The sequence below is a fragment of the Roseivivax sp. CAU 1753 genome, from assembly GCF_054482575.1.
This window is the reverse complement of sequence record NZ_JBTLRF010000001.1, coordinates 1,033,663-1,055,458: the sequence shown is the minus strand read 5'-3', so window position 1 is coordinate 1,055,458 and position 21,796 is coordinate 1,033,663. Positions and strand designations below refer to the sequence as shown.

General features: G+C 65.7%; 19 protein-coding genes and 1 tRNA gene. 10 read left to right on the top strand and 10 right to left on the bottom strand.

What is annotated here, in order from left to right; all coding sequences use genetic code 11:
• Positions 1–34: 34 nt before the first annotated feature.
• The 8 genes from ACXYMN_RS04770 to pobA all read right to left on the bottom strand — a co-directional run bounded on the left by ACXYMN_RS04770 (position 35) and on the right by pobA (position 9,309).
• Positions 35–859: an XdhC family protein gene (locus tag ACXYMN_RS04770; protein ID WP_459012310.1), complete on the bottom strand. Its 825-nt coding sequence runs from the start codon at positions 857–859 to the stop codon at positions 35–37.
• The gene (locus tag ACXYMN_RS04765; RefSeq protein WP_459012309.1) at positions 850–2,028 is read right to left on the bottom strand and encodes a vWA domain-containing protein; all 1,179 of its coding nucleotides are present in this window, start codon (positions 2,026–2,028) and stop codon (positions 850–852) included. Before ACXYMN_RS04765 ends, ACXYMN_RS04770 begins: the two co-directional genes overlap by 10 nt.
• Positions 2,025–2,903 carry an AAA family ATPase gene (locus tag ACXYMN_RS04760; RefSeq protein ID WP_459012360.1) on the bottom strand — a complete coding sequence of 293 codons (879 nt, stop codon included), beginning with the start codon at positions 2,901–2,903 and terminating at the stop codon, positions 2,025–2,027. Before ACXYMN_RS04760 ends, ACXYMN_RS04765 begins: the two co-directional genes overlap by 4 nt.
• 40 nt (positions 2,904–2,943) lie before the next feature.
• The gene (locus ACXYMN_RS04755) at positions 2,944–5,364 is read right to left on the bottom strand and encodes an aerobic carbon-monoxide dehydrogenase large subunit (RefSeq protein WP_459012308.1); all 2,421 of its coding nucleotides are present in this window, start codon (positions 5,362–5,364) and stop codon (positions 2,944–2,946) included.
• Positions 5,361–5,852, bottom strand: coding sequence for a (2Fe-2S)-binding protein (locus ACXYMN_RS04750; RefSeq protein WP_459012307.1), 492 nt, complete (start codon positions 5,850–5,852; stop codon positions 5,361–5,363). The genes ACXYMN_RS04755 and ACXYMN_RS04750 overlap by 4 nt, the downstream gene beginning before the upstream one ends.
• A 13-nt stretch (positions 5,853–5,865) precedes the next feature.
• Positions 5,866–6,720, bottom strand: coding sequence for an FAD binding domain-containing protein (locus ACXYMN_RS04745; RefSeq protein ID WP_459012306.1), 855 nt, complete (start codon positions 6,718–6,720; stop codon positions 5,866–5,868).
• A gap of 130 nt (positions 6,721–6,850) precedes the next feature.
• The gene (locus ACXYMN_RS04740) at positions 6,851–8,017 is read right to left on the bottom strand and encodes an MHYT domain-containing protein (protein WP_459012305.1); all 1,167 of its coding nucleotides are present in this window, start codon (positions 8,015–8,017) and stop codon (positions 6,851–6,853) included.
• A gap of 122 nt (positions 8,018–8,139) precedes the next feature.
• Positions 8,140–9,309, bottom strand: a complete 1,170-nt coding sequence (gene pobA, locus ACXYMN_RS04735; protein WP_459012304.1) for a 4-hydroxybenzoate 3-monooxygenase — start codon at positions 9,307–9,309, stop codon at positions 8,140–8,142.
• Positions 9,310–9,821: 512 nt separating this feature from the next.
• On the opposite strand from pobA, the gene ACXYMN_RS04730 reads away from it, so the two are divergent.
• Both ACXYMN_RS04730 and ACXYMN_RS04725 read left to right on the top strand, forming a co-directional pair.
• Entirely contained in the window at positions 9,822–10,973 is a 1,152-nt protein-coding gene (locus tag ACXYMN_RS04730; RefSeq protein WP_459012303.1) for a hypothetical protein, read from the top strand.
• A gap of 143 nt (positions 10,974–11,116) precedes the next feature.
• Positions 11,117–12,160, top strand: a complete 1,044-nt coding sequence (locus tag ACXYMN_RS04725; protein WP_459012302.1) for a Hint domain-containing protein — start codon at positions 11,117–11,119, stop codon at positions 12,158–12,160.
• A 79-nt stretch (positions 12,161–12,239) separates the two neighbouring features.
• Here the strand turns inward: ACXYMN_RS04725 and bhcR are convergent, their stop codons facing one another.
• Positions 12,240–13,076, bottom strand: a complete 837-nt coding sequence (bhcR, locus tag ACXYMN_RS04720; protein ID WP_459012301.1) for an HTH-type transcriptional regulator BhcR — start codon at positions 13,074–13,076, stop codon at positions 12,240–12,242.
• Positions 13,077–13,317: 241 nt separating this feature from the next.
• Here bhcR and ACXYMN_RS04715 point away from each other — a divergent pair, with 241 nt between their 5' ends.
• The 8 genes from ACXYMN_RS04715 to ACXYMN_RS04680 all read left to right on the top strand — a co-directional run bounded on the left by ACXYMN_RS04715 (position 13,318) and on the right by ACXYMN_RS04680 (position 21,119).
• Positions 13,318–14,895, top strand: coding sequence for an ABC transporter substrate-binding protein (locus ACXYMN_RS04715; RefSeq protein ID WP_459012300.1), 1,578 nt, complete (start codon positions 13,318–13,320; stop codon positions 14,893–14,895).
• Between the two features lie 104 nt (positions 14,896–14,999).
• A complete protein-coding gene (locus tag ACXYMN_RS04710; RefSeq protein WP_459012299.1) occupies positions 15,000–16,556 on the top strand; it encodes an ABC transporter substrate-binding protein in 1,557 nt (518 codons plus the stop codon).
• Positions 16,557–16,562: 6 nt separating this feature from the next.
• A complete protein-coding gene (locus ACXYMN_RS04705) occupies positions 16,563–17,549 on the top strand; it encodes an ABC transporter permease (protein WP_459012298.1) in 987 nt (328 codons plus the stop codon).
• Positions 17,549–18,514: an ABC transporter permease gene (locus ACXYMN_RS04700; protein WP_459012297.1), complete on the top strand. Its 966-nt coding sequence runs from the start codon at positions 17,549–17,551 to the stop codon at positions 18,512–18,514. Before ACXYMN_RS04705 ends, ACXYMN_RS04700 begins: the two co-directional genes overlap by 1 nt.
• A gap of 111 nt (positions 18,515–18,625) precedes the next feature.
• The gene (locus ACXYMN_RS04695) at positions 18,626–19,033 is read left to right on the top strand and encodes a hypothetical protein (RefSeq protein ID WP_459012296.1); all 408 of its coding nucleotides are present in this window, start codon (positions 18,626–18,628) and stop codon (positions 19,031–19,033) included.
• On the top strand, positions 19,030–20,016 hold the full coding sequence (locus ACXYMN_RS04690) for an ABC transporter ATP-binding protein (protein ID WP_459012295.1): 987 nt from the start codon (positions 19,030–19,032) through the stop codon (positions 20,014–20,016). Before ACXYMN_RS04695 ends, ACXYMN_RS04690 begins: the two co-directional genes overlap by 4 nt.
• On the top strand, positions 20,013–20,978 hold the full coding sequence (locus ACXYMN_RS04685; RefSeq protein ID WP_459012294.1) for an ABC transporter ATP-binding protein: 966 nt from the start codon (positions 20,013–20,015) through the stop codon (positions 20,976–20,978). The genes ACXYMN_RS04690 and ACXYMN_RS04685 overlap by 4 nt, the downstream gene beginning before the upstream one ends.
• 65 nt (positions 20,979–21,043) lie before the next feature.
• Positions 21,044–21,119: transfer RNA gene (locus ACXYMN_RS04680), tRNA-Thr, on the top strand.
• A 105-nt stretch (positions 21,120–21,224) separates the two neighbouring features.
• Here ACXYMN_RS04680 and ACXYMN_RS04675 read toward each other — a convergent pair.
• Positions 21,225–21,638, bottom strand: coding sequence for a c-type cytochrome (locus ACXYMN_RS04675; protein WP_459012293.1), 414 nt, complete (start codon positions 21,636–21,638; stop codon positions 21,225–21,227).
• Between the last annotated feature and the right edge of the window lie 158 nt (positions 21,639–21,796).

Here is a 21,796-nt window from a genome sequence, read left to right as displayed (position 1 = left end):
GTCCGACCCCGTTGCGGGTTCCGCGCGGACCGGCTTACCCGTCCCGGGCTGTTTGGCTTTCGGCCATATCGACGCGCTGCCGGGCGCGGCGCGTCTGCACGATCTCGGACAGGATGGACAGCGCGATCTCGTCCGGGGTGATCGCCCCGATATCGAGGCCCGCGGGCGATTTGATCCGCGCCAGGGCGTCCCCGGGCACGCCCTTTGCCACCAGACGGGCCGTGAGCGTGTCGAACTTGCGGCGGCTGCCGACGAAGGCCGCAAACCGCGGCCCGGCATCGACGGTGGCCCGCAGCGCCGCCTCGTCGCCCTTGCCCTGGGTTGCGATCACGACGAACTGGCGGCCCCGCGGGGCCGGGTCCGATGTGGCAAGGCCGAACTCCGGCACCCCTGTCGCGCAATGCGTCAGCTTGAAATCGAAGCGTTCCGCCAGCGCCACCAGGGCCATGGCCACCGGGCCGTCGCCGCAGACGATCAGATCGGCTTGCGGCAGGACAGGCTCCACGAAAATGTCCATCGACCCCTTGGACGGGCACCCGTTGCGCGCAAAGACCACGCCCTCGCGGATCTCGCCGGTGCTGAGCCCTTCGGCGGCGAGGATTTCCTCGGGACGAAGCGACACGAACTGGGTGCAGCCCTGCGCCAGCGCGGTTTTCGCGGCCCGGCCCACCGCCGCGCGGATGCAGCCACCGCCGACCCAGCCTTCGGTGATGGTGCCGTCGGCGGTGATGATCGCCTTGGCGCCGGGCTTGGCCGAGGTCGCGTTGAGTGTGCGCACCACCGTGGCAATGGCAAAGGGCTGGCTGGCGGCGCGCAGGGCGGCGGCCTGTTCGTCGAAGCTGTGATCGTTCATACCCATGCAAGCTCCTGTTCCAGCGCGCCAAGGCTTTCCAGCGTGTTGGCGGCGGCGAACATGTCGAGATAGGGCAGCGCGGCTGCCATGCCCGCCGCAACCGGCGCGTAGTCCTTCCACCCCTTGAGCGGGTTCAGCCAGACGATCCGGCAACCACGTCGCCTGATCTCGCGGAGGGCATCGGCCAGCACCTCGGGCGGATCGGTATCATAGCCGTCCGACAGCACGATCACGACGCTGCGCCCCGACACGAACTGCCGCGCATAGCCACGGGCGAAACGGCGCAGGTTGGTGCCGATCCGCGAGCCGCCGCCGAAGCCGTCGGCCAGCAGCGTCAGCCGATTGAGCGCCCGCAACGGATCCTCGTCGCGCAGCGCGCCGGTGATCCGCACCAGCCGGGTGTGGAACAGATACGCATCGGCGGTGGCGTCGGCCCGGATCAGCCCGGCCAGAAAGGCCAGAAAGACGCGGGAATAGACCATCATCGATCCCGACACATCGCACAGCGCCGTGATCTGCACCGGTCGGTCCGGCCTGCGCCTGCGCGGCAGCCGCATCGGCTCGCCACCGGTCGACAGACTTTGCCGCACGACCTTGCGAAAGTCGATCTGCGCGCCCTTGCGGGCGGCGATGCGGCGGCGCGAACGGCGGTCGCGCATCGCCATGGCAAGGCGACGGGCGATGGCCTCGGCGTCTTTGATCTCCTGCGGCGATACCATCTCGCGCATGTCCTTCTTTATCAGGTTCTGCGTTCGGCTGGCAATCAGGCGGCCTTCCCCGTCGCGGTCGGCGTCGCCGTCATCGCCGCCGGGGCTGTCGATCTTGCCGCCGACCGTGGCCGCCTGCGCCCCGGCGGTCTGGCTGGTCCGGGTGTTGCGGGCGGGGTCCGGACCGGATTTGACGACCTTTTCGCGCACCCGCCCGGCATTGCGCCAGTAGCTGTCGAACACCATCTCGAAGCGATGCGCCTCGTCCTCGCTGCCGGCGCAGACCGATTTCAGCGCCAGACGGGTCTGGTCGATATTGCCCGCATCGATATGGAGCAATGCCTGCACCGCCGCCTCGGCCTCGGTCACGCCCACCGCGTAGCCATGCGCGCGCAGATGGCCGATGAACCCGGTGACACGGGCCGTCACGCCGGGATCGCGGGCGGCAAATCTGGTGACCATGCTCATCCGGCTTTCCCCGCGAGCCGCTGGGCCACCTCGATCGGGACGACGGCCCGGTCGCCTTGCGTCTTGAGCAATGTCACAAGGGTCGCGCGCAGGATGTCCGGATCGTCGTTCAGGTCGTTGAGGCCAAGACCGGCCAGCGCCGCGGCGAAATCCAGCATCTCGGCGACGCCCGGCACCTTTTCGAGGTCCTCCTTGCGCAGCGCCTGTACGAAACCGACGATCTGCGCCGCGAGGCGCGCATCGATATCCGGGCAGCGGGCCGACAGGATCGCCAGCTCGGTCTTGCGGTCGGGATAGTCCACATAGGCATAGATGCAGCGCCGCCGCAGCGCGTCCGACAGATCGCGCGTGCCGTTCGAGGTCAGGATCACATGCGGTTTCGACAGCGCATCCAGGGTCCCGAGCTCGGGGATGGAGATCTGGAAATCCGACAGCACTTCCAGCAGGTAGGCCTCGAACTCCTGATCGGCGCGGTCGATCTCGTCGATCAGAAGGACCGGCGGGATGGGCTGGCGGATCGCCTGCAGCAAGGGGCGCTGCAGCAGGAACTCCTCCGAGAAGATGCGGTCCTCGACCACCTTGCCGGTCTTGCCGTCCTCGGCGGCGGCGCGGATCGCCAGCAGTTGCCGTTGGTAGTTCCACTCGTAGATGGCGTGCGCCGCATCCAGCCCCTCGTAGCATTGCAGGCGGATCAGCCGTGTCTCCAGCGCTGCCGCCAGCGCGCGCGCAATCTCCGTCTTGCCCACGCCCGCCGCCCCCTCGAGCAGAAGCGGGCGGCCCAGTTGCAGCGAGATGTGCAACGCCATGGCCAGATCGGGGGACGCGATATACCCCTGATCCGACAAAGTCGCGGTGACGTCGGTCCAGCTTTTCATGTGCGTGGCGCAGGGCGGCCCGCGCCGCCCCGCCTGTCCATCAGCCATGCAACCCCATGTCCCTGGCAATCGCCCAAATGCGCCACTGGTCATGCGGCATGTGCGCCTGTTTGAGGCCGAAGGGCCGGAAGGCATCGTGCACCGCGTTCGAGAAGGCGGGCACGCCCCCGACATTGGGGCTCTCGCCGACACCCTTGGCCCCGATCGGGTGGTGCGGGCTGGGCGTCTCGGTGAAGTCGGTGGTGTAGGTCGGGGTTTCCCACGAGGTCGGCAGGAAAAAGTCCATCAGGGTGCCGGTCTTCACGTTGCCGATCTCGTCATAGGCCAGCTCCTGACCCATGGCGATGGCATAGGCTTCGGTCGCGCCGCCATGCACCTGACCCTCGATGATCATCGGGTTGATCCGGGTGCCGCAATCGTCCAGTGCATAGAACTGCCGGACCTCGTGCACGCCGGTATCGACGTCGATCTCCATGACGCAGATATAGGCCCCGAAGGGATAGGTCATGTTGGGCGGGTCGTAATAGCTGACCGCCTCGAGCCCCGGCTCCACCCCCGGGATCGCCTGATTGTAGGATGCATAGGCGATCTCGGTCATGGTCTTGAACTGTTCGGGCGCGCCCTTGACCACAAAGCGGTCGATATCCCATTCCAGATCGCCGTCATGCACCTCGAGCAGGTAGGCCGCGATCATCTGGGCCTTGGCGCGAATCTTGCGGCCCGCCATCGCCGCCGCCGCCCCGGCCACCGGGGTCGACCGGGACCCGTAGGTGCCCAGACCGTAGGGGGCGGTGTCGGTGTCGCCTTCCTCGATGGTGATGCTGTCGGCGGAGATGCCGATCTCGCTGGCGAGGATCTGCGCGAAGGTCGTGGCGTGACCCTGACCCTGCGAGATGGTGCCCAGCCGCGCAATCGCGGAGCCGGTGGGGTGAATGCGGATCTCGCAGCTGTCGAACATCCCCATCCCGAGGATGTCGCAGTTCTTGACCGGCCCGGCACCGACGATCTCGGTAAAAAAGCTCAGTCCGATGCCCAGCAGCTTGCGCGTCTCGCCGCGACGGAACGCCGCGATCCTGTCGGCCTGCTCGCGGCGCAGACCGTCGTAATCGACCGCCTTCAGCGCCTTGTCCCAGGCGGTGTGATAATCGCCCGAGTCGTATTCCCACCCCAGCGCGGAGTTATAGGGGAACTGGTCCTTGCGGATGAAGTTGATGCGGCGCAGCTCGGCGGCGTCCATGTCCAGCTTGATCGCCAGCACCTCGATCATGCGTTCGATGAAATACGCAGCCTCGGTGACGCGGAACGAACAGCGATAGGACACGCCGCCCGGCGCCTTGTTTGTATAGACCCCGTCGACCCCGAGATAGGCCACCGGGATGTCATAGGAGCCGGTGCAGATGTTCATGAAACCGGCGGGAAACTTGGTCGGATCGGCGCAGGCGTCGAACGCCCCGTGATCGGCGGTGACGTGGCAATGCAGCCCGGTGATCTTGCCGTCCTTGGTGGCGCTGATCCGGCCCTTCATCCAGTAGTCGCGGGCAAAGGCCGTGGCCATCAGGTTGTCCATCCGGTCCTCGATCCACTTGACCGGACGACCGGTGACGATGGAGGCGACGATAGCACAGACATAGCCGGGATAGACGCCCACCTTGTTGCCGAAGCCGCCGCCGATATCGGGCGAGACGACGCGGATGTTATGCTCTTCTATGCCCGACAGAAGCGACGCGACGGTGCGTACCACGTGGGGGGCCTGGAACGTGCCGAACAGCGTCAGCTTGCCGCTCACCTTGTCCATCGAGGCGACGCAGCCGCAGGTTTCCAGCGGGCAGGGATGGGTGCGGTGGTAATAGATCGTCTCTTCGGCCACCACGTCGGCATTGGCGATGACCTCTTCGGTCGCGGATTTGTCGCCGGTTTCCCACAGGAAGATGTGGTTGTGATGGCGGCGCGCGCCATGCGCCCCCGAGGTCTGCCCCTCGAGGTCCTCGCGCAGCACCGGCGCATCCGGGGCCATCGCGGCATTCGCGTCGGTCAGCACCGGAAGCTCTTCGTATTCGACCTCGACCAGCTCGATCGCGTCGGCGTTGATATAGCGGTCCTCGGCGATGACGAAGGCCACTTCCTGCCCCTGGAACAGCACCTTGCCGTCGGCCAGCACCATCTGCTTGTCCCCCGCCAGCGTCGGCATCCAGTGCAAACCCAGCGGTTCCAGATCCTTGGCGGTCAGCACCGCGATCACGCCGGGCAGGGCCATGGCGGCATCGGTATTGATCGACTTGATCCGCGCATGGGCATAGGGCGAGCGGACGAAATCGCCGAACAGCATGCCGTCCATCTTGATGTCGTCGACGTAATTGCCCTTGCCCTGGGTAAAGCGCACGTCCTCGACGCGCTTGCGCGAAACACCCAGACCCTTGAGCTTGGCCGCGCGTTCCACGTCTGTGGGGGTCAGATCGTTCATTGTGCCGCCTCCCTGGCTGCGTTGATCTCGCTCGCGGCGGCCAGGATCGACTTGACGATGTTCTGGTAGCCGGTGCAGCGGCAGAGGTTCCCGGCCATGCCGAAGCGGACCTCTTCCTCGGTCGGGGTCGGGTTTTCCTGCAGCAGGCGGTGGGCGCGGGTGATCATGCCCGGGGTGCAGAAGCCGCATTGCAGCCCGTGATGCTCGCGAAAGGCGTTTTGCAACACGTTCATCTCGCCATGCGGCGACAGCCCTTCGATGGTGGTGACGTCGGCGCCGTTGGCCTGGGCGGCAAAGACGGTGCAGGACTTGACCGACTTGCCGTCCATGTCGACGGTGCAGGCACCGCAATGCGACGTTTCGCAGCCGATATGCGGCCCGGTGATGTTCAGCTTTTCCCGCAGCACGTGGATCAGCAGTTCGCGCGGTTCGACCAGCAGCTCTTCCGCCTTGCCGTTGACCGTCAGTTTCAGATGCATCTTGCTCATGCTCAACTCCCTCTTACGCGCTGGCAATGGCGCGGGTGATCGCGCGTTTGATGACGATGCCTGCGACGTGCATCTTGAAGGCCACGGGGCCGCGATTGTCTTCGGTGGGGTCGATATCGGCCAGCGCTGCGCTGACGGCGCTGTCGATGTCCGACGCGGTGCACGCGGTCCCGACCAGCGCCGCACCCGCCGCTTCGGACCAGATCGGCGTGTCCGACAGGTTGGTCATCGCGATCGAGGCCGCGCGGCAGGTGCCGCCCTCCATCTCGATCAGCGCGGCACAGGCGGCGGTGGCATAATCGCCGATCTTGCGCTTCTGCTTTTCGTAGGCGTGGCCGCCCGTCGTCGCATCGAAGCTGACCGACACCAGGATCTCGTCATCCTCGCAGGCGGTCAGATAGGCCGCTTCGTAGAAGTCGCGCGCCTTGACGTCGCGTGTGCCGTCCGGCCCGGCCAGGGTCAGCGTCGCATCGAGGCATTGCATCAGCCCGGGCATGTCGTTGGCCGGATCGCCATTGGCGACATTGCCGCCGATGGTGCCGCAATAGCGCACCTGCGGATCGGCGATCTGCAACGCCGCCTCGCGCAGCAGCGGGGCCGCCGCCGCCAGGTCCGCGTCGTTGATCAAGGTGTGCTGCGTGACCATCGCGCCGATGGTGACCCGGCCATTCTCGACCTTGAGGCTGCGCAGCTCCTCGATATCCTGCAGGTCGACCAGATGGGTGACCGCCGCCATGCGGAACTTCATCATCGGGATCAGGCTGTGACCCCCCGCAAGCACGCGCGCCTCGTCCCCCTGTTCCTGCAGAATGCCGACCGCGGACTTCACGTCTGCGGGGCGGTGATACTCGAATACGGATGGTATCATTGGCGGCGTCCTCCCAAACTGCCCGTTTCGTCGCGGCCAGTCTGGTGCGAAGTTGCCGTCGGTCGACATGCGAATGCCCGACCTGCGCGGTGCGCTTCACGAAATGCGAATAGGCTGCACCAGTTGCGCCTCAGACCAGACCCAGTGCGGCGCGGACCTCGGCCAGTCGGGACCGGCTGACCGGCACAGGCCCCAGTCCCGCGCTGTCGGCGAAGTGGCAGATGCCGTTGTCCTTGCGGCGCTCGAAACGCGCGACATGGCGGGGATTGATCAGGTAGCTGCGATGGCAGCGGATGAAACCCTCGCCGGTCAACCGGGCCTCCGCGTCCGAGATGGACCACGGAGAGAACAGCTTTTCAGACCCGGTGTAGAGGATCGAATAATGCCCTTCCGCCCGCAGCGCGAAGACCGCGTTCGGACGTATGAAATGGGTCTGCCCGTCCTTCTGATACGGCACCGACGGGGTGAGGGGGCGGGCAGGGCGGTCCGGCGGCCCGGCCCCGTCCGGGCCCGTTTGGCCGGGGTCCGGCAATGGCGCACCGGGGGCGGCGTCCGCCGCCGGTCCAGAGGGTGCGGGCGGCGTGTCCTGCGCCGGGATGAACGTGACCCCCGAGAGCAGGAAGGCGCTGCAGATCACGAAGGCGATCAGCGTCACGATCACCGCCAGCGTCGGGTTGTCGATCATCGTGGTCAGCGCGCCGGTGTTCTCGGCCGGCAGGAAACGCGTCCCCGCCATCGACAGGAAGTGCACCGAACAGACGGCAATGCCGAAGGTCAGCGTGCCCAGAACGATCCGGCGATGGGTGCGTTCGCCATAGGCGATGCTGAAGGACACGATCCCCAGCGCCACCGAGGCCGCCACCGCCAAGCCCACGCCGACGGGCGTATAGACCGGCGCGCACAGCGTCATGCCGGACATGCCGACGTAATGCATCACCGAGATGCCAAGCCCCGCGATGGTCCCCGCGATGACGGTGCTGGCGCGCGTGCGGATGCGGAAATGCATGACCAGCAGCGCAATCCCGACGATCAGGATGGCCAGCAGGGCCGAGATCATCGTGGTCAGCGCGTCGTAGTAATACAGGATCGGCAATTGCAGACCCAGCATCGCCACGAAATGCATCGCCCAGATGCCGCCGCCAAGCGCGATCGCGGCCATGGCGATGCGCTGCTTGCGCTGGGGGGCGGGCAACTGCGACACCCCGCGGGTCAACGCCAGCCCGGTGAAGCTGGCCATGAACGAGATCGCGATGGAGGCAATGACGAGGGACGGGTTGTACGAATAGTCCAGGAACATCTCGCCGCCTCCCTTCGCGCGGTGCACGGATCGCGCATCCTGCTTGTGCGCGGGTCCCTGCCTTGTCAAGCTGTCCGACCGCCCCGGCGCGATGGCACCGGACCGCGCACCCGGGCCGGATCTCAGTAGGGCAGGCCGACGTAGTTCTCGGCCATGGCCTGCTGCGCGGCGCGGTTGGTGCGCAGAAACTCGATTTCGGCCACCTGCATCTTCAGGTCGAACTCGGACTGGTCGGGATAGCGGTGCATCAGCGACGAAAACCACCAGCTGAAGCGTTCGGCCTTCCAGACCCGCTTGAGCGCCCTTTCGGAATACCGGTCGATGCCGTCGTCGCTGCCGGTCTCGTAATGCGCGCGCAGCCCCTCGAACAGGTAGTGCACATCCGACGCGGCGGTGTTCAGCCCCTTGGCCCCCGTGGGCGGCACGATATGGGCGGCATCGCCACACAGGAACAGCCGACCCCAGCGCATCGGTTCGGTGACGAAGGACCGCAGCGGCGCGATGGATTTCTCGATGCTGGGACCGGTGACCAGTTTGTCGGCCTGATCGGCGGGGATGCGGCGTTTGAGCTCTTGCCAGAACGCCTCGTCGGTCCAGTCCTCGGGCCTGTCGCTCAGCGAGCATTGGATGTAGTAGCGGCTGAGGGTCTCGTTGCGCATCGAACAAAGCGCAAAGCCCCGGGGCGAGTTCGCGTATATCAGCTCTTGGTTGACCGGCGGCGTCTTGGACAGGACGCCAAGCCAGCCGAAGGGATAGACCTTTTCATACTCGCGCCGCACATCCAGCGGGATGGTCTGGCGGCTGACACCGTGGAACCCGTCGCAACCGGCAACGAAGTCGCAATCGAGCCTGCGGGCGTCGCCATCGACGGTGTAGCCGATGTGCGGCGCGTCGCTGTCGGCGCCGTGGATCACCACGTTCTCGACGTTGAATTCGATGCGGCCACCGGCTTTTTCGCGCGCGGCATAAAGGTCGCGCGTCACTTCCGTCTGGCCGTAGACGATGACCGGCGTGCCGGTCAGGCCGGTGAAATCCACGCGGAACAGCGCGTCGCCACAGGATATCAGCGCGCCGTCATGCCGGATGCCCTCGGCGTGCAGCCGGTCGGCGCAACCGGCCTCCTCCAGCAGTTGAACAAGACCCCGTTCAAGCACACCGGCCCGGATACGCCCCAGCACATAGTCCTTGGTCTTGCGTTCGAGCACGACGCTGTCGATGCCGCGCGTTGTTAGAAGCTGCGCCAGCAAAAGCCCCGAGGGACCACCTCCTATGATCGCGACCTGCGTTTTCATCCGGTCCTCCCGAGCCTGCCCCGCTTTTTCGCATGGCGCGCCCGGCATTGACAGCGAAGGTTCGGAAAATATGGGTGTCGAGTGGGCGATGACCCCGGGTCACGGCTCGGGGTCTGCCCGCTCGGCGCGGCCAGTGTGATTGCGTGGCGCCCACCCGCAGGGCGGAGGTCACGGTGTCCGCGCAGCCGACGGTGCATGGGTCCGGGCGCAAAACCGGCCCGGCGCGGCGTTTCCGAAAATGACCGCAGGACGGGCACGTTTCGACCGCATTTCACCCCGATCATTGTTTCCAGAAGAGAATTAATGAGTGGGCAAAACCGTGGTTTACCAAGCAACACATCGCACCGTTCCGACAGCACCGACTGCGGTCAGGCACGCGCCTGCATTCGGGCGCGACTACAGCATGACCCCGATGTTCTCGGGACGCCTGTGCGATACCGCGGCGTTTCGCAAGATCCGCCGGGCATGGTCTGGCCTCATCGGGTTCGTCACGCTGTCCGGCGGTCGCTGAGATGACGATGCATGCCCCGTTGGTTCAGTCCGGATGTGCGGCGATCGAGGCCGCGTCCGGTGCCGCCCCCTTTGCCGCGCCCCGTGCCGCGCCCGACCTAGCCTATCTGGAAGACGTGGCCGATCGCGCGGTCTTGGCGCTGAATGCGCGGGCCGACCGAACGCTCTGGAGTTACCGTGCCCCGGTGCTTGCCCGCGACCTCGCGCGCAATGGCTGGGTCTCGATCCTGTCGGTCGCCGATCTGGGCGTGTTCCTGCCCGAAAGGCAGCTATACCTGCGGATCGACGCAACGGGCGCCATCGACGCGGGCTATATGGAAACATCGAATGGCAGCGACGCGGCCATAGCGGCCATTGCGGCGCTGCGCGCGCGGGTGCCAGGCGGGGTCTGCGGGCCTGCCGGTCATGCCGGTCATGCGATCCGCGTTGTGCCTTGCACGCCGCTGCTGGGGCAGGTGCAGGAACGCTGCGATCTGGAGACCTGGATGCAGACCGTCGCGGCGATCAAGACCGGACAGGTGCACTGCGTCGCCGCATGCGCCACCTTCCGGACGGACGCGGGCTGCGCCGAGGATCTGTCGGACGCCATCATAGCGACGCTGGTGCCGCTGGCTGATCTTGCCCGCGCCGACGCGGACCAGCCCACGGCGGCGACCCGTTTGGACTGCGCGACGATCCGCGCCGCAGCGACGGATGCGCAGGCGCGCGGCTTCCTGCGTGACAGGCTGCAATCCCGTGCCAACAGCGTCCATCCAGATGCCATCGCGGTCACGCAATGCGACAGCGCGACCGCGATCCGCCTTGTCGCCCGGCAGGGGAATGACGACGTCGTGGCGGAACTGACGCTGTCAGAGGGCGCGCCGCGACTGACGCTTGGCGTGATGCATCGCTACAGCGTTTCGCGGTTCGGAGGGCGTGGCGATGTTCTCAAGATGAACGCGGCGCGGCAGCGGTCGCGCGGCATCCTGCACCCGCTAGAGGCGCTGGGCTTCGCGATCGGGCATCGCACGACGCTGCTGTCCGAGACCAACACCGTCACCGAACGCGCCGCCGAAATTGCGGCGACCCTTGATCTTGCGGCGGGCGAGTCGTCCCTTGAGGACGGGATCGATGCGGTCATGACAGCGCTGCTGGCACTGTCGCGGCCCGCCTGACCGGGTCATTGCCCCGGCAAGCCGCCGTGACGTGACTGTCACGGTTGTGAAACTTTATATCGAATTTTGTGTAGCGCCTGACCCGATGATGCCATCATCGCCGCAACGCCCGCGATCAGACGGGCAATTGAGGCCGGGCAGGCATGGCAAAAATCGTAGTCACCGAGAGTGGCGTCGTGACCGTGGGCAACGGCGACACGGTCATTATCGATATTCCCGGCGGCGGGGATGTAACAATCGTGGCCGATCCTTCGGAAACGTCGATCAAGAAGATCCGGATCGAGTTCGAGGACGACTCCCATTCCGACAGCGTGACTGTCATGTTGGGAACGTTCAACTCCGATGGCCTGAAGATCGACATCAAGGATTACGACCCGACGGATGCAATCAATCTTGTCGGGGCCTACAACACCAATGTCGACCCCAACAATGTCGGTGAATTCGGGTTTGAATACACCGGCGCCGACGGCAATGTCTACGCCGCCGCCGTGCTTGCAAAGGACAATGGTGAAAAGGATTTCACCGCCAATCCCGCGCCGATCATCATCTGCTTTTCGGCAGAGACGGAACTGCAGACGACCCTGGGCTGGAAGCGCGTCGACCAGTTGAAACCCTGGGACTGCGTCTTCACGCAGGACGCGGGGTTCCAGCCGGTGCGCTGGATTGGCCATCGCAGGGTCCGGGCGGACGAACTTGCCGCGCATCCCGGCTTGCGTCCCATCATCGTCGAGGCCGGCGCCCTGGGGCACCGCATGCCGCGCCGCCGGTTGCGGCTGTCGCCGTTGCACCGCGTGCTGGTACGCGGCTGGCAGGTGCAGATGCTGTTCGGAATGGACGAGGCGCTGGTGCCGGTCAAGGCGCTGATCGACGGGGTGCATATCCATCCCGACACGTCGGCTTTGACCGCCGACTACTATCACGTCCTGCTCGACCGGCACGCGATCCTGAACGCCGAGGGCTGCCCGGCGGAGTCGTTGCTGATGGCCAGACAATCCGGGTTGGCCCTTTCGGATGACGCCATGATCGTCTCGCAGGGGCCGGGGGAACAGCCCTGTCCGGCGGCGCTGTCATTGGTTCCCGCGCGCGCGATGCTGACCGTCGCGGAGGGGCGGTTGCTGGCGGCGACCTTGCCCGCATCGCAAACCGCGGTCGCGTCGGGCGCGGGCCGGGCGTTGCGGGCGGGCTGAGCCGCGGCGCACCGACCGCACCGACCGTACCGCCCACGCGCATGGACATTCAGGGTACGTCAGGCCGGGCCGGGCCGCGCTAGGTCGGCGTGCCGCGCCGCTCTGGCCGCAAGCCGCCATATCGACGGGTGATCTCTTCCGCCGCGCGGGCCACCGCCGCTCCGAAGGCGGGGATGCGGTCCGCGTCGAAGCGGATGCTCGGCCCCGAGATCGACACGCCCGCAAAGGGGTTGCCGTGTTCGTCGAAGATCGCCGCGCCGATGCAGGACATGCTTTCGTGGCGTTCCTCGCGATCGAAGGACCAGCCGCGCGCGCGGGTGCGGGCAAAATCGGCGGACAAATCTTCGGGCGTGGTCAGGGTATTGGCGGTGAACGCCTCGAGCCCCGCCGTCGCCAGCAGTCTGGCCACCTTGTCGGCGGGCATCTCGGCCAGGATCGCCTTGCCGGTGCCCGAGGCATGCATCGCGGTGCGGGTGCCGGGCGGAAAGAACGCCCGGATCGGGTTCAGCGTCTCGATCTGCCCGATGAAGACCACCTCGGAATGTTGCGGCACGGCAAGGTTGGCGGTCTCGCCGGTTTCCTCCATCAGCAGCTGCATCAGTGGCCGCCCGATATCCACAAGGTTGCTGCGCTTGAGGAAGGACGACCCGGTGCGGAACGCCTCGATCCCGATCTGCCAGTCCTGGCGTTCCTCGTCGAATGTGACGAAGTCGTGCTTCTGAAGCGTCATCAGGATGCGGTGCGTCGTCGCCGTGGGCACGCCGACGGCCTGCGACAGGTCGGTCAGCGTCAACCGCGACGCCCGCGATATGGCGATCAGCACGCCAAGCGCCCGGTCGAGCGATTGCAGCGTCCCGGCCGAGCTTTCGGTGAATTGCGACTTGGGCCGACCGCGTGGCCGTTTCGGGGGTTGCATGATCTGATTGCCAGATGACCTCGACTGCACCTTCGGGTCTAGCTTTCTGAAAAACGTTTTCAAAGCGAAATTTCGGATGCGGATCGGGGGCCGGGCAGGGGGTGCGCCCGCGTCGCGCAGCGGCAGCGGTGGTTTATCCCGCGTCATCTGCCTCGTGGCTTGAAGCGCGCGGCGTGATCGCTAGGATTGCCGTTCATGAGTTCGGGCACCAAGCCCGACCGGACGAACCAGGGAGACTTCCATGAAAACCACAGGCATCCTTGCCGCGGCCCTTCTGGCCGGCACCACGCTTGGCGCGTCGGCCGAAACCCTGCGCTGGGCGCGGACGGGCGATTCGCTGACCCTCGATCCGCATGCGCAGAACGAAGGCCCGACCCACACGCTTGCGCATCAGATCTACGAGCCGCTGATCATCCGCGACATGACCGGTGAATTTCAGGCCGCCCTTGCCACCGACTGGGCCCCGAAAGAAGGCGATCCGAACGTCTGGGTGTTCAACCTGCGCGACGGCGTGACCTTCCATGACGGCGCGGCCTTCACGTCGGAGGATGTGGTGTTCTCGATCAACCGCGCCAAGACCGAGGATTCGGACATGAAGGAGTTGCTGAACTCCATCACCGAAGTGCGCGCGGTAGACGACCTGACCGTCGAGATCGTCACCGACGGGCCGAACCCGATCCTGCCGTCCAACCTCACCAACCTGTTCATGATGGACAAGACCTGGACCGAGGCCAACGACGCCGTGAAGGTGCAGGACATCGAGGGCGGCGAGACCACCTTTGCCGCCACCAACACCAATGGCACCGGCGCGTTCAAGCTGGTCAGCCGCGAGCCGGACGTGAAGACCGTACTCGAACAGAACGCCGATTACTGGGGCATGGACGACTTCCCGATGGACGTCACCGAGATCGTCTATACCCCGATCCAGAACGCCGCGACCCGGGTGGCCGCGCTGCTCTCGGGCGAGGTCGACTTCATCCAGGACGTGCCGGTGCAGGATCTGGACCGCGTCGGCGCGACCGACGGGCTTGTGGTCAAGACCGCGCCGCAGAACCGGGTGATCTTCTTCGGCATGAACATGGGCGCGGACGATATCGCCAATGACAATGTCGAGGGCAAGAACCCCCTGGCCGATGTGCGGGTGCGCCGCGCCATGTCGATGGCGATCAACCGCGACGCCATCCGGCAGGTGGTGATGCGCGGCCAGTCGCAGCCCGCGGGCATGATCGCGCCGCCCTTCGTCAACGGCTGGACCGAAGCCATGGATGCCGCCGCAAAGACCGACATCGACGCCGCCAAGGCGCTGATGGACGAGGCGGGCTACGGCGACGGATTCTCGATTCAGCTTGACTGCCCGAACGACCGCTACGTCAACGACGAGGCGATCTGCCAGGCCGCCGTCGGCATGCTGGCGCAGATTGGCGTGACGGTGAACCTTGATGCGAAACCGAAAGCGCAGCACTTCCCGCTGATCACCAATGGCCAGACGGATTTCTACATGCTGGGCTGGGGCGTGCCGACCTACGATTCCGAATACATCTTCAACTTCCTGGTGCACACCCGTGGCGCGGATCGCGGCAGCTGGAACGGCACCGGCTTTTCGGACGCGGATGTCGATGCGAAGATCGTCGGGCTTGCCTCTGAAACCGATCTCGATGCGCGCAATGCCGAGATCGGCGCGATCTGGGAAGTGGTGCAGGACCAACAGCTTTATATCCCGATCCACCACCAAGTGCTAAACTGGGGGATGACTGACGCGGTCGGCATCGAGGTCAGCCCCGAGGACGATCCGAAGTTCAAGTTCATGGAAATGAACTGATCCCGACCGATCCGCCCCGCACCCAAGGGGGCGAGGACCGAGACCGGAACCCGGGCACAGGCACGCGTGCCCGGGTGCTTTCTTTCACAAGAAGGACCGCCGACATGAAAACGCCCGTGATGCTCGCCGCGCTCTGCGCGCTGGCGCTGCCCGCAAACGCCGAGACGTTTCGCTGGGCCGGCCAGACCGACCCCAACACCATGGACCCGCATGCCGGCAATTCCGCGCCCGTGCTGGGCTTTCTGAACAACGTCTACGAGGGCCTGGTCCGGCGCGACCGCAACATGGCGATCGAACCCGCGCTGGCCACCGCGTGGGACCCCATCGGCGACGGTGAGGGCTGGCGCTTTACCCTGCGCGAAGGCGTCACCTTCCATGACGGCGCGGCGTTCACCGCCGAGGACGTGGTTTTTTCCTACGAACGCGCGTCCTCTGCCGAGGCCGACACCGCAAGCTGGTTCTCATCCGTGACCGAGGTCACGGCGCCTGACGACTACACGGTCGAGATCCGCACATCGTCGCCGAACCCGATCTTTCCCGACAGCATCGCCAACTGGATGATCATGGACAAGGGCTGGGCAGAGGCGAACGGCGTCACCCGCCCCAACATCGAGCAGGGCAACTTCGCCACCATCAACACCAATGGCACCGGCGCCTATCGCGTGGCGGACCGCGATCCGGGCCTGCGCACCGTGCTCACGCCCTTCGATGCGTGGTGGGGCGACGACCGCGGCAACGTCACCGAGGGCATTTTTACCCCCATCGACAATTCCGCGACCGCCGTGGCAGCGCTGTTGTCGGGCGAGGTCGACATGATCAACCCGGTGCCGGTGCAGGATGCCGACCGGCTTGACCGGGCCGATGGCGTGACGCTCAAGCGCGGCGTCGAGGCGCGGGTGATGATGTTCGGCTTTTCGCAGGACAAGGACACGCTGGCAGGCGGCGATGGATCGGTCGAGGGCAATCCGTTCAGGAACCCGGACGTGCGCCGGGCCGTCGCCCAGGCGATCAACGTGCCCGCGATCCTGCAGACCATCATGCGCGGCTCGGCCGAGCCTGCGGCGCAACTGGTCAGCCCCGCCATGTCGGGCTATTCCGACGGCCTGTCGGACCGCCCGCCGCTGGACGTGGACGGCGCCAAGGCGCTTCTGGCCGGGGCGGGCTATCCGGACGGCTTCCGCTTCTTGCTGAAATGCCCCAACGACCGCTACATCAACGACGAATCCGTCTGCCAGGCGACCGTCGCGATGCTGGCGCAGATCGGGCTCGAGGCGCAGCTCGACGCGGTGCCGGTGCGCAACTACTGGCCGGAACTGCGGGCCGACGAATACGACATGTACCTTTTGGGCTGGTCGCCCGGCACCTTCGATGCCGAACACCCGTTCCGCTTCCTTGTCCATACGCCGCAGGACAACATCGGCACCTGGAACTTCGGCGGCTATTCCAACGCCCGCGTCGACGACCTGATCCCCATGATCCAGTCCGAGATCGACCCCGCCGCCCGTCAGGCCATGCTCGACGAAATCGCGGGGTTGGTGCAGGACGACATGGTCTATGTGCCGCTCTACGTGCAGCCGCTGCTGTGGGGGACCGCCACCAATATCGACCTGACCCAGCGCGAGGACGACTTCTTCATCCTGCGCTGGGTCGATGTGAACTGAGGCGCCATGCTCGCCTATATCATCCGCCGGATCGCGCAATCGATCCTTGTCCTTTTCGTCGTCGGGCTTGTCGCGTTCTCGATGTTCCGCTTTGTCGGCGACCCCATCGACAACATGCTCGGGCAGGAAAGGACGCAGGCCGATATCGAACGCCTGCGGATCGAGCTTGGCCTCGATCAACCCTTCGTGGTGCAATACTGGAAGTACCTTGGCCAGGCGGTACAGGGCAATTTCGGACTGAGTTATCGCCAGGGCCGTCCGGTGGCCGACATCCTGGTCGAGCGTGCGCCCGCCACGCTTGAACTGGCCTTCGTCTCTGGCGTGCTGGCGCTGGCGGGCGGCATCGGCTTCGGCATCTTCACCGCGATCCGAAGGCGAGGCGTCGCGGCCAATGTCATCATGACCGTGTCGCTGATCGGGGTGTCGCTGCCGACCTTCCTGATCGGCATCCTGCTGATCTACCTGTTCTCGGTCGAGCTTGGCTGGCTGCCCTCTTTCGGGCGCGGCGAGGTCACGCAGCTGGGCGGCTGGTCCACCGGGTTTTTGACCGCAAGCGGGCTCAAGGCGCTGATCCTGCCGTCGATCACGCTGGGGCTCTACCAGATGACGCTGATCATGCGGCTGGTGCGCACCGAGATGCTGGAGGTGCTGCGCATGGACTACATCCGCTTTGCCCGCGCGCGGGGCATCCGCGAACGCGCGATCAACTTCCGCCACGCGCTGAAGAACACGCTGGTGCCGGTGATCACCATCACCGGCCTGCAACTGGGCTCGATCATCGCCTTCGCCATCATCACCGAGACGGTGTTCCAGTGGCCGGGGGTGGGGCTGTTGTTCATCAACGCGATCCAGTTCGTCGATATCCCGGTTATGGCCGCGTATCTGATGATGATCTCGGTGATGTTCGTCGGCATCAACCTGATCGTCGACATGCTGTATTTCGCGATCGATCCGCGCCTGCGCGCCGATCGTACCGCCGCCGGAGGGCACTGATGGCAAAGACCGACACCACGACCCCGCCCGCACCCGCCCCGGCGCGCGCACCCTCTCGGCTGGCGCGTGCCTGGGACAGCGATCTGGCCTGGTCCTTCCGCCACGCGCCGGTGGCGATGCTCTCGACCTTCGTGGTGGTGCTGCTGGTGCTGTCGGCGCTCTTGGCCCCTTTGATTGCGCCGCACGACCCCTTCAACCCCGCCACGCTGAACCTGATGAACGGCTTCACGCCCCCCGGCACGGCCAATGCCTTCACCGGCGATCTGTTCCTCTTGGGCACCGACGATCAGGGCCGCGACGTGTTCTCGACCATCCTTTACGGCATGCGCATTTCGCTGTTCGTGGGCTTTTCGGCGGTGATGCTGGCGCTGGTCATCGGCGTCGTGCTGGGGCTGCTCGCGGGCTATCTGGGCGGCTGGACCGAGACCATCATCATGCGCGTCGCCGACGTGCAGCTGACCTTTCCGGCGATCCTTGTGGCGATGCTGATCTTCGGCATCGCCAAGGGCATCACGCCGCCGGAATACCGCGACCAGATGGCGATCTGGGTACTGATCCTGGCCATTGGCCTGTCGGACTGGGTGCAGTTCGCCCGTGTCGTGCGCGGTGCCACGCTGGTCGAGAAGAACCGCGAATACGTGCAGGCGGCGCGGCTGATCGGGCGCTCGCCGTTTTCGATCATGGTCCGCCACATCCTGCCCAACGTGATGAACCCGGTGCTGGTGATCGCCACCATCAGCCTCGCGCTGGCGATCATCGCCGAGGCGACGCTGTCTTTCCTGGGCGTCGGCGCGCCGCCGACCAAGCCGTCGCTCGGCACGCTCATCCGCATCGGGCAGGAATTCATGTTCTCCGGCGAATGGTGGATCCTGTTCTTCCCCGCCGTCACCCTTCTGGCGCTGGCACTGTCGATCAACCTGCTGGGCGACTGGCTGCGCGATGCGCTCAATCCGAAGCTGAGGTGATGAATCCTAATGGAATACTCTTCACTGATTGAAATTGTCAGGGGAGCGGCTGAGTTAGCGCGTACTGTGGAACCCAGACAGAATTCGTCGGGGCCTCGGGATTTGCGGTCCATGCAGAGACTGATAGATTGCCTTCGACAAATCTATTTCACCCCTGCCGGTGTGTTGGCTCTTCTGCGTGAGATTGAAAGCGGCCGGTATCCTTCCGAAAACAAAATCGCGACAGTCCTCCCTGAGTTCAATGACCGAGAGTTTCATGTCGGCAGGGCGAGGCACGACTTAGACAGGGCTGCAGACCTTGTCAGAGGAAACCTATCACTGCGAGCGAACCGAGTATTGGGCGAAATTTCCTACGGAAAAGCGGGAATACGACAGAAGGTGAAAGATCTGCTCAATGAGGCTCTTACTTTTGAAGGTAACATATCCAGAGAACAGGCATCGGAACTGATAGGTGAAATCAGGACTTTGAATGACGCTATCGAAGAAGCCGAAGAAAAACTGATTGCGAGCATGCGATGACCACACCCGTCCTTTCCGTCCGCAACCTGACCGTCGAAATCCCCACCCGTCGCGGTGTGCTGCGGCCCGTGGACAACGTCAGTTTCGACATCGCCGAGGGCGAGATCCTTGGCGTTGTCGGCGAAAGCGGCGCGGGCAAGTCGATGACCGGCAACGCCGTGATCGGCCTGCTGGACCCGCCCGCGCGCATCGTCGCGGGCGAGGTGCTGCTGAAGGGCGCGCCGGTCCATACCGCGCGCGGCGAGGCGCTGCGCCGCCTGCGCGGCAAGCGCATGGGCATGATCTTCCAGGACCCGCTGACCTCGCTCAACCCGCTCTTGACCATCGGCGACCAGCTGACCGAGACCATCCTCGAACATCTCGACGTCAGCCAGTCCGAGGCCCTCAGACGTGCCATCGCCGCGCTCGACGAAGTCGGCATCCCCGCCGCCGCGCAACGGATCGGCAGCTACCCGCACGAGTTTTCCGGCGGCATGCGGCAGCGCGTGGTGATCGCGCTTGCGCTCTGCGCCGAACCGGATCTCGTCATCGCCGATGAACCCACCACCGCGCTCGACGTGTCGGTGCAGGCGCAGATCATCGCCCTGCTGAAACGGCTTTGCCGGGACAAGGGCGTCGCGGTGATGCTGGTCACCCACGACATGGGCGTGATCGCCGAGGCCGCGGACCGCGTGGCGGTGATGTATGCGGGGCGTCTGGCGGAACTCGGCCCCGTGCGCGAGGTGCTGACCCGCGCGCGCCATCCCTATACCGCGGGACTCATGGGCTCGACCCCGCTGGCCAGTCAGGGGCAGAAGCGCCTGCGCCAGATCCCCGGTGCGATGCCCCGCCTCGACGCCTTGCCCGACGGTTGCGCCTTCCATCCCCGCTGCGACCGCGCCGAGGCCCGCTGCCGCCAGAACCCCGGACCGGATCTGGCCAGTTGCGACGGACGTGCCGCCTGCTGGTTCCCGCTGACCGTAGAAGAAAAGGCCCCCGCATGAGCGCGCTCATCGAGGTCGAGAACCTCACCCGCATCTTCGACGTCTCGAAACCCTGGCTCAACCGGGTGATCGAACGCACGCCCAAGGCGCTGCTGACCGCCGTGTCCGACGTGTCCTTCGAGATCGAGGAAAACTCCGTCTATGCGCTGGTCGGCGAAAGCGGGTCGGGCAAATCGACCATCGGCAAGATCATCGTCGGGCTGGTGCCGCCGACCTCGGGCCAGGTCGTGATCGACGGCGTCGATCTGGCCACCGAACCCGAGGGGCCCCGCCGCGCCGCCGTGCGCGAGAACATCCAGATGATCTTCCAGGATCCCTATGCCTCGCTCAACCCGCGCTGGCGGGTCCGCGACATCATCGCCGAGCCGGTCGCCGCGCGCGGCGGCGATACCAAGGGGCTGGCAGAGCGCCTCTTGGAACAGGTGGGCCTGTCGGGGCAGGATGCGGGCAAGTATCCGCACGAGTTCTCGGGCGGGCAGCGCCAGCGCATCTGCATCGCCCGCGCGCTGGCCTCCGGTCCGCGCATCATCGTCTGCGACGAGCCGACCTCGGCGCTCGATGTGTCGGTGCAGAGCCAGGTTCTGAACCTGATGACCGACCTGCGCGAAGAACTGGGCCTGACCTATCTGTTCATCAGCCACGATCTGACCGTGGTGCGCCACATGGCCGACAAGGTGGGGGTGCTGTACCTGGGCGCGCTGGTCGAAGAGGCCCCGCGCGACACGCTCTATGCGGAACCCAAACATCCCTATACCCAGATGCTGTTCGATGCCGCCCCCCGCATGGACGCCTTCGGGCGCGACATCGACCCGCCGCAAGGCGAAATCCCCGATGCGATCAATCCGCCCCCGGGCTGCGCCTTTCATCCGCGCTGCCCGATTGCCGTCGATCGCTGCCGCAGCGAACGCCCGAAACTGCGCCCCCTGGGCGAGACGCGCGTCGCCTGCCATCTTGCCGAATAGGGCGCGGAAAAAGCGCACGGGGCATATTGCACCGTGCCGCCTGTCGCAGTAAACCGCCCCTCAGTGCCCCTATAGCTCAGCTGGTAGAGCAACTGATTTGTAATCAGTAGGTCCGCGGTTCGAGTCCGTGTGGGGGCACCATTTTCCGGCAAGCGAGACGTGTCACCGACCCTGCGGCGGGCGGACGGGCCGGGGTTTTTCCGGCGTTGCGACAGACCGGTCCCTTACCGACCGCTCCTGCATCTCTCACGGCACGTAGCTGGTGGCGGCCGGGGACTGGATCGCTTCGAGGTATTCCACCAGTGCTATCAGGTTGCGCGGGGCGGCGACGACGACGCCGTTGCCGGTGTCGAAATCGACCAGTTGTTCATCGAGGAACTTTCCGAACACCGGCATGCCTTCGCGCGGCTGGATGCCGCTGGAATATCCGTCGATGATCGACATCACCTCGAGCATCGGCCAGACGCCGTCGCGCCGGTCTGCGATCCGGGTCAGATCGGGCGGCTTCTTGGTCAGGCTTGCCGCCATCTGCCCGTTGCCGCCCGCGTCCATCCCGTGACAGACCGCGCAATTTTCCACATAGAGCGCGCGACCGGGGGCGGGCGTTTCGGGCGTGCACCCCATGACGAGCAAGGGGAGAAGCATGATACGGCGGGACATGGCGCACCTTCCGGCTGAGTGATCCACAGGTTAGGGCCGATCCGCCGCGGCCACATTGATCCCGGTCAAGCCGGGCGCGCGTGACGGGGACGGCGGCGGGCGGTGGCAGGCGGTGCCGCTGCCTGTGTCACCATTCTGCACGCAATGCGCAGCGCATA